The 15,189-nt window shown below is 55.6% G+C and carries 14 protein-coding genes; 8 read left to right on the forward strand and 6 right to left on the reverse strand.

Translation table 11 applies throughout. The features are described from left to right. Positions 1–35: 35 nt before the first annotated feature. The gene (locus K7R23_RS16985) at positions 36–1,373 is read left to right on the forward strand and encodes an IS4-like element ISCro3 family transposase (protein ID WP_012904641.1); all 1,338 of its coding nucleotides are present in this window, start codon (positions 36–38) and stop codon (positions 1,371–1,373) included. Between the two features lie 115 nt (positions 1,374–1,488). Here K7R23_RS16985 and pyk read toward each other — a convergent pair whose 3' ends face one another. Both pyk and K7R23_RS16995 read right to left on the reverse strand, forming a co-directional pair. Next, positions 1,489–2,931 carry a pyruvate kinase gene (gene pyk, locus K7R23_RS16990; RefSeq protein ID WP_012906129.1) on the reverse strand — a complete coding sequence of 481 codons (1,443 nt, stop codon included), beginning with the start codon at positions 2,929–2,931 and terminating at the stop codon, positions 1,489–1,491. Between the two features lie 111 nt (positions 2,932–3,042). Next, positions 3,043–3,924, reverse strand: a complete 882-nt coding sequence (locus tag K7R23_RS16995; protein ID WP_012906128.1) for a MurR/RpiR family transcriptional regulator — start codon at positions 3,922–3,924, stop codon at positions 3,043–3,045. Positions 3,925–4,269: 345 nt separating this feature from the next. Here K7R23_RS16995 and zwf point away from each other — a divergent pair, with 345 nt between their 5' ends. From zwf to kdgA, 3 genes are all read left to right on the forward strand, one after another. Next, positions 4,270–5,745, forward strand: coding sequence for a glucose-6-phosphate dehydrogenase (zwf, locus tag K7R23_RS17000; protein WP_012906127.1), 1,476 nt, complete (start codon positions 4,270–4,272; stop codon positions 5,743–5,745). A 234-nt stretch (positions 5,746–5,979) separates the two neighbouring features. After that, entirely contained in the window at positions 5,980–7,791 is a 1,812-nt protein-coding gene (gene edd / locus K7R23_RS17005) for a phosphogluconate dehydratase (protein WP_012906126.1), read from the forward strand. Between the two features lie 35 nt (positions 7,792–7,826). After that, on the forward strand, positions 7,827–8,468 hold the full coding sequence (gene kdgA, locus K7R23_RS17010) for a bifunctional 4-hydroxy-2-oxoglutarate aldolase/2-dehydro-3-deoxy-phosphogluconate aldolase (protein ID WP_012906125.1): 642 nt from the start codon (positions 7,827–7,829) through the stop codon (positions 8,466–8,468). 56 nt (positions 8,469–8,524) lie between these two features. On the opposite strand, the gene purT is transcribed toward kdgA, so the two are convergent. Continuing rightward, positions 8,525–9,703, reverse strand: coding sequence for a formate-dependent phosphoribosylglycinamide formyltransferase (gene purT / locus K7R23_RS17015; RefSeq protein ID WP_012906124.1), 1,179 nt, complete (start codon positions 9,701–9,703; stop codon positions 8,525–8,527). A gap of 131 nt (positions 9,704–9,834) precedes the next feature. On the opposite strand from purT, the gene yebG reads away from it, so the two are divergent. The 4 genes from yebG (at position 9,835) to ptrB (ending at position 13,452) form a co-directional block, all read left to right on the forward strand. Next, positions 9,835–10,116 carry a DNA damage-inducible protein YebG gene (yebG, locus tag K7R23_RS17020; RefSeq protein WP_024132708.1) on the forward strand — a complete coding sequence of 94 codons (282 nt, stop codon included), beginning with the start codon at positions 9,835–9,837 and terminating at the stop codon, positions 10,114–10,116. Between the two features lie 67 nt (positions 10,117–10,183). Beyond that, on the forward strand, positions 10,184–10,537 hold the full coding sequence (yebF, locus tag K7R23_RS17025; RefSeq protein WP_012906122.1) for a protein YebF: 354 nt from the start codon (positions 10,184–10,186) through the stop codon (positions 10,535–10,537). Positions 10,538–10,632: 95 nt separating this feature from the next. Beyond that, positions 10,633–11,292 carry a tellurite resistance TerB family protein gene (locus K7R23_RS17030; RefSeq protein ID WP_012906121.1) on the forward strand — a complete coding sequence of 220 codons (660 nt, stop codon included), beginning with the start codon at positions 10,633–10,635 and terminating at the stop codon, positions 11,290–11,292. A gap of 84 nt (positions 11,293–11,376) precedes the next feature. Continuing rightward, entirely contained in the window at positions 11,377–13,452 is a 2,076-nt protein-coding gene (ptrB, locus tag K7R23_RS17035) for an oligopeptidase B (protein ID WP_012906120.1), read from the forward strand. Here ptrB and exoX read toward each other — a convergent pair. From exoX to K7R23_RS17050, 3 genes are all read right to left on the reverse strand, one after another. Next, entirely contained in the window at positions 13,434–14,096 is a 663-nt protein-coding gene (gene exoX / locus K7R23_RS17040; protein ID WP_012906119.1) for an exodeoxyribonuclease X, read from the reverse strand. The genes ptrB and exoX overlap by 19 nt on opposite strands. Positions 14,097–14,118: 22 nt before the next feature. Continuing rightward, positions 14,119–14,775 carry a carbon-nitrogen hydrolase family protein gene (locus K7R23_RS17045; RefSeq protein ID WP_024132707.1) on the reverse strand — a complete coding sequence of 219 codons (657 nt, stop codon included), beginning with the start codon at positions 14,773–14,775 and terminating at the stop codon, positions 14,119–14,121. A gap of 108 nt (positions 14,776–14,883) precedes the next feature. Next, positions 14,884–15,114: a DNA polymerase III subunit theta gene (locus K7R23_RS17050; RefSeq protein WP_024132706.1), complete on the reverse strand. Its 231-nt coding sequence runs from the start codon at positions 15,112–15,114 to the stop codon at positions 14,884–14,886. Positions 15,115–15,189 lie beyond the last annotated feature (75 nt).

Below are 15,189 nucleotides of genomic sequence, written 5' to 3' on the forward strand. Positions count from 1 at the left end.
CTATAACGGCTTCCACAACAGGGAGCCGTTTTCTTATGCCACTTCTCAATGACCTGCTCGATTTCAGCGACCATCCGCTGATGCCGCCCCCTTCTGCACAACTGTTTGCTCAGCATCTTCCCGTCGAATGGATACAACACTGCCTGACTCTTTCTGCACATGCGACCGTTCGCCGCCGTCGTTTACCTGGCGACATGGTTATCTGGATGGTCGTGGCTATGGCCTTCTTCCGTAATGAGTCGATTACCGATGTGGTTCGTCGTCTGAACCTGAGCGCGGATGGTGAAGCGGGGATGAACCTGCTGGCCCGCAGCGCTGTCACCCAGGCGCGTCAGCGCGTGGGTGCTGCACCGGTGGAATGGCTTTTCCGCCAGACCGCGCAGACATGGGGAACTGAGCGTTACCAGAAAGATGACTGGCATGGTCTGCAACTTTTTGCCATCGATGGCGCACAGTTCAGGACACCTGATGAACCTGAGCTGCGTGAACATTATGGCTCTGCCAACACATCCACTGAGCGGCAAAGCGCATACCCGGTAATGCGTCTGGTGGCTTTAATGAACCTGGGTAGTCACATTCTGCTGGATGCCGCGACCGCGCCTTACCGACGGAGCGAAACCCTGCTGGCCCACTCAATGCTCGTCACCATTCCGGATAACTCCATTACGCTGTTTGACAAGCTGTTCTACAGCGCAGACCTGTTGCTGTCGCTGAACCGGCAGGGTTGTAACCGCCACTGGCTGCTGCCCGCCTGGAAGAATATCGCAGCAGAAACGGAAGAAAGTTACGGTCCCGGAGACCGGCTTCTGAAACTGAAAGTGTCACCACAGGCAAGGAAAAAGAATCCTTCGCTGCCGGAATACTGGTATGCGCGGGCGGTAACTTATGAACTGAACGGAGTGGAAAAAACGGTCCTGACGTCACTTCAGGCAGACCGTTATAAGGCCAGAGAGGTGGCAGAGCTTTATCACTCAAGATGGGAAATCGAAGTCGGGTTCAGAAACCTGAAAAGCAGCCTGCTGAATAACGCTCTGGTACTGAGAAGCCGGAAGGTTGAGTTGCTGGAACAGGAGGTGTGGGGCATGTTGCTGGCTTATAATCTGATACGGCGTGAGGCAACAAAAGCAACGGAGAAACACAAAAAAGCGGCGTCGGAAATCAGCTTTAAGTTCGCGTTCCAGTTTATCGCCACAGAAATGATAGTGCTGGGAAATACGGTGTCACCGGGGACCATCCCGAAACGGCTGGAGCATCTGCGGGGGGCTCTGGAAGCGGTGTTCATAACAAAACGCCCCCGACCATCAAGGCCGAGGGCGGTTAAGATATCAAAAACCCGTTATCCGGTGAAACGCAATGCCGCACCGCTTAAGTGAACGGCATTACTCGCAAGAGAGGCTTTTTTGTTCATCGCCGGAGGGCAGCGTTGTGATCCGGAAGACGAAAATTATCGGCCTGATAAGCGAAGCGCCTTCAGGCCGTCACCCCCTGTTACTCTACGGTCAGAATACGGGTGGTGTTGGTTGAACCGATGGTGCTCATCACGTCGCCCTGGGTCACAATCACCAGATCGCCGGACACCAGATAGCCCTTGTCGCGCAGCAGATTGACCGCTTCGCTCGCCGCCACCACGCCGTCAGCCGCGCTGTCGAAGTGAACAGGCGTTACGCCGCGATACAGGGAGGTCAGGTTCAGCGTGCGCTCATGACGGGACATGGCGAAGATCGGCAGACCGGAACTGATACGCGAGGTCATCAGCGCGGTACGACCGGATTCGGTCATGGTGATAATCGCAGTCACGCCCTTCAGATGGTTTGCCGCGTACATCGCGGACATCGCAATCGCTTCTTCCACATTATCGAACTGCACGTCCAGACGGTGTTTGGAGACGTTAATACTCGGGATTTTTTCCGCGCCCAGGCAAACACGCGCCATCGCGGCAACGGTTTCTGCCGGGTACTGACCGGCCGCGGTTTCGGCAGAAAGCATCACCGCATCGGTGCCATCCAGGACGGCGTTAGCCACGTCCATTACTTCCGCGCGAGTCGGCATTGGGTTGGTGATCATCGACTCCATCATCTGGGTTGCGGTAATCACCGCGCGGTTCAGCTGACGGGCGCGACGAATCAGCGCCTTCTGAATGCCGACCAGTTCCGGGTCGCCGATCTCAACGCCCAGATCGCCACGGGCGACCATCACTACGTCGGAGGCGAGAATGATGTCGTCCATCGCGCTCTGATCGCATACCGCTTCAGCGCGTTCCACTTTGGCGACGATCTTCGCATCGCAGCCCGCGTCGCGCGCCAGGCGACGCGCGTAGTTCAGATCTTCGCCGCAGCGCGGGAAGGAGACGGCCAGATAATCAACGCCGATCAGCGCGGCGGTGACGATATCCGCTTTATCTTTCTCGGTCAGGGCTTCAGCAGAAAGACCGCCGCCCAGCTTATTGATACCTTTATTGTTGGAAAGCGGGCCGCCCACGGTCACTTCGGTGAACACTTTCATGCCCTGAACTTCCAGCACTTTTAGCTGCACGCGACCATCGTCGAGCAGCAGGATATCGCCAGGTACGACGTCCGCCGGCAGGCCTTTGTAATCGATACCCACTTTTTCTTTATCGCCTTCACCCTTGCCGAGGTTGGCGTCTAAAAGGAATTTATCACCGACGTTGAGGAAAACTTTGCCCTCTTTGAAGGTGGATACGCGAATTTTGGGCCCCTGCAGGTCACCCAGAATCGCCACATGGCGACCCAGTTTGGCAGCAATTTCCCGAACTTTATCGGCGCGCATTTTATGATCTTCCGCCGAGCCGTGAGAGAAATTCATACGCACCACGTTGGCGCCAGCGGCGATAATCTTCTCAAGATTGTTATCGCGGTCGGTTGCCGGGCCTAAGGTGGTAACGATTTTGGTTCTGCGAAGCCTTCTGGACATGTAATACTCCGTTGACTGAAACAACTTGGTGTTGCGTGAATATTGATCCGGCCGTTCTGAAAACCTTTACATAGCATAGCGAACAAAACCGGATGACGAAAAAGGTCAAACTTATCCTTGCTGTGAACGGTTATCGCTCTTGATGAGCAACTCTTTATCAAAACGCGATTCCTTGAGCGCTTCTTTGACACGCTTCAAGTTATCTCTGAATTTTGCGCCGCGACGCAAAGTAAAACCTGTCGCCAGCACATCTATCACGGTCAATTGCGCAAGTCGAGAAACCATGGGCATATAAATGTCGGTATCTTCCGGTACGTCGAGGGTGATGGCGAGGGTGGCTTCGCGGGCGAGCGGCGTCCCCGCTGAGGTCAGGGCGATCACCATCGCGTCATTTTCCCGGGCCAGCTGCGCCAGCTCCACCAGGCTTTTGGTTCGTCCGGTGTGGGATATCAGCACCACCACGTCATCGTCGCTACAGTTCATACAGCTCATCCGTTGCAGTACGATATCGTCGGAGTAAACAACCGGCACGTTAAAGCGGAAAAACTTGTTCATCGCGTCATGCGCGACGGCGGCAGAGGAACCGAGGCCGAAAAAGGCGATTTTCTTCGCCTGGGTCAGCAGATCCACCGCGCGGTTGACCGCCGTCTTGTCCAGCGACTGGCGAACGTGGTCAAGCGTCGCCATCGCGGATTCGAAAATCTTTCCGGTATAGGACTCCACGCTGTCATCTTCATCCACATTGCGATTAACATACGGGGTGCCATTTGCCAGACTTTGCGCGAGATGCAGTTTAAAATCAGGAAAGCCGCGGGTCTCCATACTGCGACAAAAGCGGTTGACGGTTGGCTCGCTGACGTTGGCTTCCTGGGCAAGCGTGGCGATACTGCAATGGATCGCCCGTTCCGGCGAGGCGAGGATAACGTCCGCGACTTTACGTTCAGATTTGCTTAAATGCTCCAGCTGTGACTGGATTTTTTCCAGCATATTCATGATGTAGACTCAAGGATATGACGATTTCAGTGACGCAAGAAATCGAACGGCAATTTTGACAGATAGTACCCCTGCTGACCGCAGAAAGGGGGAAAAAGATCACAAGAGTTGTTGTTTTTTTTCATAACATGATCAGCATCTTATTTTGTGCTGACGCGATGCTGGCAAAAAATGACCGCCCGTTCGCGCCGCCAGACGCCTTATCATCGCCGCAGATCTGCGCAACAGCACGGCAGGTTAAGCGTTTCCGGTTTCCGGATTCACGTAAAAGCAGTACAGTGCACTGTAATAAAATTACAAGTAATGCCTGGCAACGCACCAGGATAGCTAACTAAGGAGAATGACATGGCGGTAACGCAAACAGCCCAGGCCTGTGACCTGGTCATTTTCGGCGCGAAAGGCGACCTTGCGCGTCGTAAATTGCTGCCTTCCCTGTATCAGCTGGAAAAAGCCGGTCAGATTAACCCGGAAACCCGCATCATCGGGGTCGGACGCGCTGACTGGGATAAAGAAGCCTATACCAAAGTGGTCCGTGAAGCCCTCGAAACCTTCATGAAAGAGAAAATCGATGAAGGCCTGTGGGATACCCTGAGCGGTCGTCTGGATTTCTGCAATCTGGACGTTAACGACACCGCGGCGTTCACCCGTCTGGGCGATATGCTGGACCAGAAAAACCGCACCACCATTAACTACTTTGCCATGCCGCCAAGCACCTTTGGCGCGATTTGCAAAGGGCTTGGCGAAGCGAAACTGAACGCCAGACCGGCGCGGGTGGTGATGGAGAAACCGCTGGGAACCTCGCTCGCCACCTCGCGTGAAATTAACGATCAGGTTGGCGAATATTTCGAAGAGAGCCAGGTTTACCGTATTGACCACTATCTGGGTAAAGAGACGGTGCTGAATCTGCTGGCGCTGCGGTTTGCCAATTCGCTGTTCGTTAACAACTGGGATAACCGCACGATTGATCATGTGGAAATCACCGTAGCGGAAGAGGTGGGTATTGAAGGGCGCTGGGGCTATTTCGACCAGGCGGGCCAGATGCGCGACATGATTCAGAACCACCTGCTGCAAATCCTGTGCATGATCGCCATGTCTCCGCCATCCGATCTGAGCGCGGACAGCATCCGCGATGAGAAAGTGAAGGTGCTGAAGTCCCTGCGCCGCATCGATCGCTCTAACGTGCGTGAAAAAACGGTTCGCGGTCAGTATACCGCCGGCTTTGCCCAGGGCAAAAAGGTGCCGGGCTATCTGGAGGAAGAGGGCGCCAACAAGAGCAGCAATACCGAAACCTTCGTGGCGATCCGCGTGGATATCGACAACTGGCGCTGGGCGGGCGTGCCGTTCTACCTGCGTACCGGTAAGCGTTTGCCGACCAAGTGCTCGGAAGTGGTGGTGTATTTCAAAACCCCGGAGCTGAACCTGTTTAAAGAGTCCTGGCAGGACTTGCCGCAGAACAAACTGACAATCCGTCTGCAGCCGGACGAAGGGGTGGATATCCAGGTGCTTAATAAAGTGCCTGGACTGGATCACAAACATAATCTGCAAACCACCAAGCTCGATCTGAGCTACTCGGAAACCTTTAACCAGACGCACCTTGCGGATGCCTACGAGCGTTTGCTGCTGGAAACCATGCGCGGTATTCAGGCGCTGTTTGTGCGCCGCGACGAGGTGGAAGAGGCGTGGAAATGGGTTGACTCCATTACCGAAGCCTGGGCGATGGACAACGATGCTCCGAAGCCTTATCAGGCAGGCACCTGGGGCCCTGTCGCCTCGGTGGCGATGATCACCCGCGATGGCCGTTCATGGAACGAGTTTGAGTAAAACGGCGCTGACACTTAAGGCTTATTTTACCGGTAACATGATCTAACACAGATTGTAGGATAATTTTTGCACTTTCAGGCCCCGCGTGGATTCACCCGCGGGGCTTTTTTTATTACACTGCCTGAAACGATTTTGCCCCTGAGCTATCGCATAAAGGCGATTGTCCTGTTTTTTTACCTGGATAACGTCTGTTGGTAAACGCGCCGCTCTGACAAATAAATTTCAGGAGCTTTTATGAATCCGAAAATGTTACGCGTAACACAGCGCATTATTGAACGTTCGCAGAAAACCCGTACTGCCTACCTCGCCCGTATTGAACAGGCGAAATCCTCGACTGTTCACCGTTCGCAGCTGGCTTGCGGCAACCTGGCGCACGGTTTCGCTGCCTGCCAGCCCGAAGATAAAGCCTCTTTGAAAAGCATGTTGCGTAACAATATTGCGATCGTGACCTCCTATAACGATATGCTCTCGGCGCATCAGCCTTATGAACGTTACCCGGACATTATTCGCCAGGCGCTGCACTCGGTGAATGCGGTCGGCCAGGTTGCAGGCGGCGTTCCGGCAATGTGCGACGGCGTAACCCAGGGGCAGGACGGCATGGAGCTTTCGCTGTTGAGCCGCGAAGTGATCGCTATGTCCGCGGCGGTAGGACTGTCGCACAATATGTTTGACGGCGCGCTGTTCCTCGGCGTGTGCGACAAAATTGTCCCGGGGCTGGTGATGGCGGCGCTGTCGTTTGGCCATCTTCCCGCCATTTTTATCCCTTCCGGACCGATGGCAAGCGGCCTGCCAAATAAAGAAAAAGTCCGCATTCGTCAGCTCTACGCGGAAGGGAAGGTTGATCGAATGGCGCTGCTTGAGTCCGAAGCGGCCTCCTACCATGCGCCGGGTACCTGCACCTTCTACGGCACTGCGAACACCAATCAGATGGTGATCGAATTTATGGGGATGCAGCTTCCTGGTTCCTCATTTGTTCATCCGGATGCGCCGCTGCGCGAAGCGCTGACCGTGGCGGCGGCGCGTCAGGTAACGCGTCTGACCGGAAACGGCAACCAATGGATGCCGATGGGCAAAATGATCGACGAAAAAGTGGTGGTCAACGGGATTGTCGCGCTGCTGGCGACCGGCGGTTCGACGAACCACACTATGCACCTGGTGGCGATGGCGCGCGCGGCCGGTATCCAGATCAACTGGGATGATTTCTCCGACCTTTCCGACGTTGTACCGTTAATGGCGCGTCTCTACCCCAACGGCCCGGCGGATATCAATCACTTCCAGGCTGCCGGTGGCGTCCCGGTGCTGATGCGCGAACTGCTGAACGCCGGTCTGCTGCATGAAGATGTCAATACCGTAGCGGGCTTCGGCCTGCAGCGCTACACCCTGGAGCCGTGGCTGAACAATGGCGAGCTTGACTGGCGCGACGGCGCGCAGGCATCGCTGGACAGCGAGGTCATCGCCTCATGCGACAAGCCCTTTTCCCATCACGGCGGAACGAAGGTACTGAGCGGCAATCTTGGCCGCGCGGTAATGAAAACCTCAGCGGTGCCGGTGGAGAATCAGGTTATCGAAGCGCCAGCGGTGGTATTCGAAAGCCAGCATGACGTTCTGCCAGCCTTCGAAGCGGGTCTGCTGGACAAAGATTGCGTGGTTGTTGTGCGCCATCAGGGACCAAAAGCGAACGGAATGCCAGAATTACATAAACTCATGCCGCCACTTGGTGTATTATTGGACCGTCGTTTCAAAATCGCGCTCGTTACCGATGGACGACTTTCGGGCGCTTCAGGTAAAGTGCCATCAGCTATCCATGTTACCCCGGAAGCTTATGACGGCGGCCTGCTGGCGAAAGTGCGCGATGGCGACATTATTCGGGTGAACGGACAGACAGGGGAATTAACGCTGCTGGTTGATGACGCGGAACTTGCCGCCCGCCAGCCTCATATTCCGGATCTGAGCGCATCGCGTATCGGAACGGGACGTGAGATGTTCAGCGCGCTGCGCGAGAAGCTCTCCGGCGCGGAGCAGGGCGCAACCTGTATCACTTTTTAAGACTCATTTTGTAATCAGGCGAGAGAAAAACTCTGATGAAAAACTGGAAAACAAGTGCAGAAGCAATCCTGACCACCGGCCCGGTTGTTCCGGTAATTGTGGTAAATAAACTGGAACACGCTGTGCCGATGGCAAAAGCGCTGGTTGCCGGCGGCGTGCGCGTACTGGAAGTCACGTTGCGTACTGCCTGCGCGATGGATGCTATTCGCGCTATCGCCAAAGAGGTGCCGGAAGCGATTGTGGGCGCTGGTACCGTACTGAATCCGCAGCAGCTGGCCGAAGTGACCGCTGCAGGCGCGCAGTTCGCCATCAGCCCGGGCCTGACCGAGCCGCTGTTGAAAGCCGCAACCGAAGGCTCTATCCCGCTGATCCCGGGTATCAGTACCGTTTCTGAACTGATGCTGGGTATGGACTATGGTCTGAAAGAGTTTAAATTCTTCCCGGCGGAAGCCAACGGCGGCACCAAAGCGCTGCAGGCGATTGCGGGTCCGTTCTCTCAGGTGCGTTTCTGTCCGACCGGCGGTATCTCCCCGGCGAACTACCGCGACTACCTGGCACTGAAAAGCGTACTGTGCATCGGCGGTTCCTGGCTGGTTCCGGCGGATGCGCTGGAAGCGGGCGACTACGATCGCATCACCAAACTGGCGCGCGAAGCGGTAGAAGGCGCGAAGCAGTAAACCGTTAAGCGCCCGCTGGCCTGACGACGCCGTTCGCAGGCCAGCGGGCAACAGCGTTAGCCTTTTACTCTCACCTGGCTGGCGGCCTCTTTCGCTCTCATTACCGCCTCTTCAACGCTTCCTCCGGTCGCGAGCGTGACGCCCAACCGACGGCTGCCGTCAATGTCCGGCTTGCCGAACAAACGTAGCTGTAAACCCGCGCCAACGGCGGCCTGAACGTTATCGAACGTCACGTTCCGGCTGGTCAGTTGCGGCAGGATCACCGCCGATGCGGCCGGGCCATACTGGCGAATGCCGCCGACGGGCAGGCCGAGAAAGGCGCGCACGTGAAGGGCGAACTCCGACAGATCCTGAGAAATCAGCGTCACCATGCCGGTGTCGTGCGGGCGAGGGGAGACTTCGCTAAAAATAACCTCATCGCCGCAAACGAACAGCTCTACGCCAAACAGGCCATAACCGCCTAACGCCAGAACGACTTTACGCGCGATTTCCTGCGCGCGCGCCAGCGCCAGCTCGCTCATCTGCTGTGGCTGCCAGGATTCACGGTAGTCGCCATCCTGCTGGCGATGGCCTACCGGCGCGCAGAAATGAACGCCATCGACGGCGCTGACGGTGAGCAGCGTAATTTCGAAATCAAAGTCCACCACGCCTTCGACGATCACCCGCCCGGCGCCCGCGCGACCGCCTTGCTGCGCATAGTCCCACGCCTGCGCCAGCTGTTCGGCTGAACGAATAAAGCTTTGCCCTTTGCCTGAAGAACTCATCACCGGCTTAACAATGCACGGATAGCCAATTTCATCCACGGCCTGACGGAAGCTGCTTTCACTATCGGCAAAACGGAAGGTGGAAGTGGGTAATTTCAGCTCCTCCGCCGCCAGACGGCGAATGCCCTCGCGGTTCATCGTCAGCTGCGTCGCACGAGCACAGGGAACCACGTTCACTCCCTCCTGTTCCAGCGTTACCAGCATCTCCGTGGCGATGGCTTCAATTTCCGGCACGATAAAGTGCGGTTTTTCCAGCTCGACTACCCGGCGAAGCGCGTCGCCATCCAGCATATTGATCGTGTGAGAACGGTGCGCCACATGCATCGCTGGCGCATCGGCATAGCGATCGACGGCAATGACTTCAACGCCAAGTCGCTGGCACTCGATCGCCAACTCTTTTCCCAGTTCTCCGGAACCCAATAACATCACCCGAGTGGCCGCCGGACGCAGCGCAGTGCCTAATAACGTCATAAAAATATCCCCCGATAAATTTGCCCGCAGTATATACGAAAACGTTTGCGTCTGTCTTTATTACCAGCTTGATTTCAGGAGGGAAATAGAATATACTGTACATAATTACAGTAATATTGAGAGGCTGCAAAATGGCGGTTGAAGTTAAATACGTAGTCATTCGTGAGGGTGTGGAAAAAATGTCATTTACCAGCAAAAAGGAAGCCGATGCGTATGACAAGATGCTGGACACGGCGGATCTGCTTGATACCTGGCTTGAACAGTCGCCGTTAACGCTGGAAGACGAGCAGCGCGAGGCGCTCTCTCTGTGGCTGGCGGAGCAGAAAGATGTTCTGAGCGTCATCCTCAAAACCGGCAAACTGCCGTCGCCGCAGGCGGTTGAGTCTGAGCAGGACGACAGCCGGGCCGCCTGAGCCTGACTTGCGCTCCTGTCGTTTTGTACCATGCTTTTTCCTGAGTCATTGTGCGAAGGAGAAAAAGATGAACAAAACAGGAGCCCTGCTGAGTCTGCTGCTGCTTTCCGCCACCCTGTCGGCGTATGCGGCAGAAACGGGCAGTAAAACGGTAACCTTCCCCCGCTGCGAAGGGCTGGATGCCGACGGCATTGCGGCAAGCGTGAAACGAGACTACCAGCAAAACCGCATCGCGCGCTGGCCCGATGATCAGAAACATGTCGGGCAGGCCGACCCCGTGGCGTGGGTTAACCCAAAAGAGATTACCGGCCAGGACGGTAAGTGGCGAGTGCCGCTCACCGTGCGCGGTAAAAGCGCCGATATCCATTATACAGTCAATGTAGATTGCAAAGCGGGTACGGCGGAATACCTGCCGCAGTAACGCTATAATTTGCGCATCTTTTGCCGGGAAAGACATTTCCTGACATCCCCTCGGGTACGCTTTGACAATTCATTGTCAGTACTTGAGGGGCAAAAATGGCTAACTGGCTTAATCAATTACAATCGTTGCTCGGGCAGAGCGGATCGTCCTCTTTATCCTCCGGCGAGCAAGGACTCAGTAAACTGCTGGTTCCCGGCGCGCTCGGCGGTCTGGCAGGCTTACTGGTCGCCAATAAATCATCTCGGAAATTACTCAGCAAATATGGCACCAGCGCGCTGCTGATGGGCGGCGGGGCGGTTGCCGGCACCGTTTTATGGAATAAGTACAAAGATAAAATCCGAGCCGCGCATCAGGATGAACCGCAGTTTGGCGAACAAAGCTCGCCGCTGGATGTGCGCACCGAGCGTCTGATTCTCGCGCTGGTATTCGCAGCGAAAAGCGACGGTCATATCGACGCGAAAGAGCGTGCGGCTATCGAACAACAACTGCGTGACGCAGGGGTGGAACAGCAAGGGCGGGCGCTTATTGAAAAGGCGATTGAACAGCCGCTCGATCCCCAGCGTCTGGCGCAGGGCATCCGCAATGAAGAGGAAGCGCTGGAAGTCTATTTCCTGAGCTGCGCGGCGATTGATATCGACCACTTTATGGAGCGTAGCTACCTCAACGCGCTCGGCGACGCGCTGAAGATCCCGCAGGATGTCCGCGACGGCATTGAGCAGGATCTGAAACAGCAGAAGCTGGCGTTACCCGGCTAATACTCCGGATGCAGCATGTTTCGCTTGCATCATTCGTGAGTTTTGCCACCCTTAGAAGATGTATAATCACGAAAGAACAGTGACATGCTGCCGAAAGCCAATCGTATTCCCTACGCCATGACGGTTCATGGCGATACACGCATTGATAATTATTACTGGCTGCGCGACGATACCCGTTCGCAGCCTGAAGTGCTTGACTACCTGAACCAGGAAAACAGTTACGGGCACCGGATTATGTCCACCCAGCAGGCGTTACAGGATCGCGTGCTGAAGGAGATTATCGATCGTATCCCGCCCCGCGAAGTCTCCGCGCCATATGTGAAGAACGGCTATCGTTACCGCCACGTTTATGAGCCCGGCTGCGAGTACGCCATTTATCAGCGTCAGTCGGCGCTGAACGAAGAGTGGGATGAATGGGAAACGTTATTAGACGGCAACAAACGGGCGGCGCACAGCGAATTTTATACTCTTGGCGGGCTGGCGATCACCCCGGATAACACCATTATGGCGATTGCGGAAGATTTTCTGTCCCGCCGCCAGTATGGCATCCGTTTTCGCAATCTTGAGAGCGGCAACTGGTATCCGGAGATGCTGGACAACGTTGCTCCCGAGTTCGTCTGGGCGAATGATTCACTGACCTTTTACTACGTACGCAAACATACCACGACGCTGTTGCCTTATCAGGTCTGGCGTCACACCGTCGGCACCCCGTCGGCCCATGATGAGCTGGTCTATGAAGAGAAAGACGATACCTTCTACGTCAGCCTGCATAAAACCACCTCTCAACATTACATCGTGATCCATCTCGGCAGCGCGACCACCAGCGAAGTGCTACTGCTGGATGCGGAACTGGCCTACGCCGAACCGTTTGTTTTTTTAGCGCGGCGCAAGGATCATGAGTACAGCCTGGATCACTATCAGCATAAGTTTTACCTGCGTTCCAATCGCGACGGTAAAAACTTCGGCCTGTACCGCACTCGCGTACGTGACGAAAAACAGTGGGAAACGCTGATCGCGCCGCGTGAGACAATAATGCTGGAAGGCTTTACGCTTTTTACCGACTGGCTGGTGGTGGAAGAGCGGCAGCGCGGATTGACCAGCCTGCGGCAAATCAACCGGAAAACCCGTGAAGTGATCGGCATCGCTTTTGACGATCCGGCTTATGTCACCTGGCTTGCTTATAATCCGGAACCGGAAACGTCGCGCCTGCGCTATGGCTATTCGTCAATGACCACGCCTGACACGCTGTTCGAGCTGGATATGGACACCGGTGAGCGCCGGGTTATCAAGCAGACGGAGGTGCCCGGCTTTGACGCCGCGGACTACCGCAGCGAGCACGTGTGGATCACCGCCCGCGACGGCGTCGAGGTGCCGGTATCGCTGGTCTATCACCGCAAGTATTTTCGTAAAGGGCAGAATCCGCTGCTGGTGTACGGCTATGGCTCCTACGGTTCCTGTATCGACGCTGATTTCAGCAGCAGCCGGTTAAGCCTGCTGGATCGCGGCTTCGTCTACGCCATCGTCCACGTGCGCGGCGGCGGCGAACTGGGCCAGCAGTGGTATGAAGACGGCAAATTTTTGAAAAAGCGCAATACCTTTAATGATTATCTCGATGCCTGCGATGCGCTGATCGCCCAGGGCTACGGCGCACCGTCACTCTGTTACGCGATGGGTGGCAGCGCCGGCGGGATGCTGATGGGCGTGGCCATCAATGAACGCCCGGATCTTTTTCACGGCGTGATTGCGCAGGTTCCGTTTGTCGATGTAGTGACCACCATGCTTGATGAATCCATCCCTCTGACCACAGGAGAGTTTGAGGAGTGGGGGAATCCGGAAGATCCGCAATATTACGCCTACATGAAGAGCTACAGCCCTTACGATAACGTCACCGCGCAGGCTTATCCTCATATGCTGGTCACCACCGGGCTGCACGATTCGCAAGTGCAATACTGGGAACCGGCGAAATGGGTGGCGAAACTGCGCGAACTGAAAACCGATGACCATCTGCTGCTGCTATGTACCGACATGGATTCCGGTCACGGCGGTAAATCAGGCCGCTTTAAATCTTACGAAGGGGTGGCGCTGGAGTTCGCTTTCCTGATTGGCCTGGCGCAGGGGACGCTGCCGGGGCAGGGGGAACCTCAGGCATTTTCCAGGTAGTGCTTCAGCGTTAACCGCAGCTCCGGGCTCATGCTGTCAAGGTTATTAAATAACCAGCGCAGATAGCCGGGATCGCGCTTTGCGACTTCTGAAACCGCTTTGCCACGGTATGTGCCGAAGCTGAATGTGGTAAGCAGCGCCGGGCGTCCGGTGATCTCCACCATTTGCTCCGGCGTCCAGCCCGACGTGTTCATAATATCAATGAGCAGCGCCGCCGTAATATAGCAGTCGTATAACGCGCGGTGATGATGCAGTCCGGCAGGCGTTTGCACATTCAGCTTACGGGATTTATACAGCGCCATGTTGCTGTATTTGATGCCCGGCCACAGCCGGCGCGACAGCTTCATGGTGCAAATCCATTCGCCGGGCATCTCCGGCAGCACACGACTGTCGAAACTCGCGTTGTGCGCCACATACCATTCACTGCCGTAATAGTGCGGAATGATATCTTCAATCCACGGCTTATCTGCCACCATCGCTTCGGTAATGCGATGTATCGCCATCGCCTGCGGCGAGATAGGCCGGTCGGGACGCACCAGATGGCTCATCGGGTTGACGATTTTGCCGTCAACCACGTCTACTGAGGCGATCTCAACAATTCCTCCCTGCAGGCCGCAGGTCTCTGTATCGATGATGCGCAGCATAAAAACTCCAGACCGAAAAAGACTAGCGTAATGGAATGATATCGCCTTGCCAACCCTGCGGCGTTCGTTGTCCGGTTAATAACAGCGAACCGCGGTCGGCGCGGACAATCAGCTGTCCGCTTTCATCCCATAGCGCGCTGCTGCCGCGTGCGTTAGCCATCAGTACGGGGATTGAAAAGCGGTGCGAGAAGTGCTGCAGACATGAAGCGGAACTTAACAGCTCGGGTTCGCCAACGCTTTGGCTGGTGGTGAAAAGCGAAAAGTCGGGATCCATATCGATGCCTTTCGGCTTTTGATCCAGCACGCTGATGGTCTTCAGATCGTTGCACAGACAGGCGCCGAGGCTGTGAGGGTAGGTGCGCGGGACGGTGCTACCCGGAGAAAAAACGGCGATACCTCTGACAAAGCGATTTTTATGCTCGACCGGCAGACCGGCGATGATGGTCATGCGATGCTTAGTGGCCGCCGTGGCAAGCGGCTGGAGCAGGCTGCTATCGGGCGGCGCGGGTAACGGCTTATGGGCCTCTGAATAGCCTGATAACGAAAGGGCGGGAAATACCAGCAGATCGCAGTTGTGCTGGGCTGCCGCTTTAATAAACTCGAGATGATGTGCGACATGCTCGCGGAACGATAATTTCAGTGGTTCGTACTGCGCGGCTGCTATTTTCCAGAGCGACATAATGATTTCCTTTTCATAGTGCCTGTAAACGACCATCAATAGTGGTTTAAGAATTTGCTTATACTGTAACAGGCAATATGTAAGGAAATGTAATTTTATATCAAAGCATTATTTAACTTTCGGTTCATAAGGTAAACGCGAAAGGTTGACTGAGTTCAGGCGATGGGCAATCAGGCGCTCGCGAAACCAGGCGCGCAGGTGTTCCGGCTGTTCACGCTCCACCGCTTCGGCAACGACGGGCATGTTGTAGCGCTCTTTAAACGCCACCCCGGCAGCCGCCAGGTCAACGTTAACTTTATCCATCTCGGTTTGTTCGAGTTGCGCGAGATTTTTTTGCATGGGCTGCTCCTTTTGTGATGCGCGCAAAAGTTACTAAGAGTCCGCGGTAATGGCAAGCCGCAATGTTGTTTCTCG

Origin of the sequence: Citrobacter rodentium NBRC 105723 = DSM 16636, assembly GCF_021278985.1 — a bacterium.
Classification (GTDB): Bacteria; Pseudomonadota; Gammaproteobacteria; order Enterobacterales; family Enterobacteriaceae; genus Citrobacter_A; species Citrobacter_A rodentium.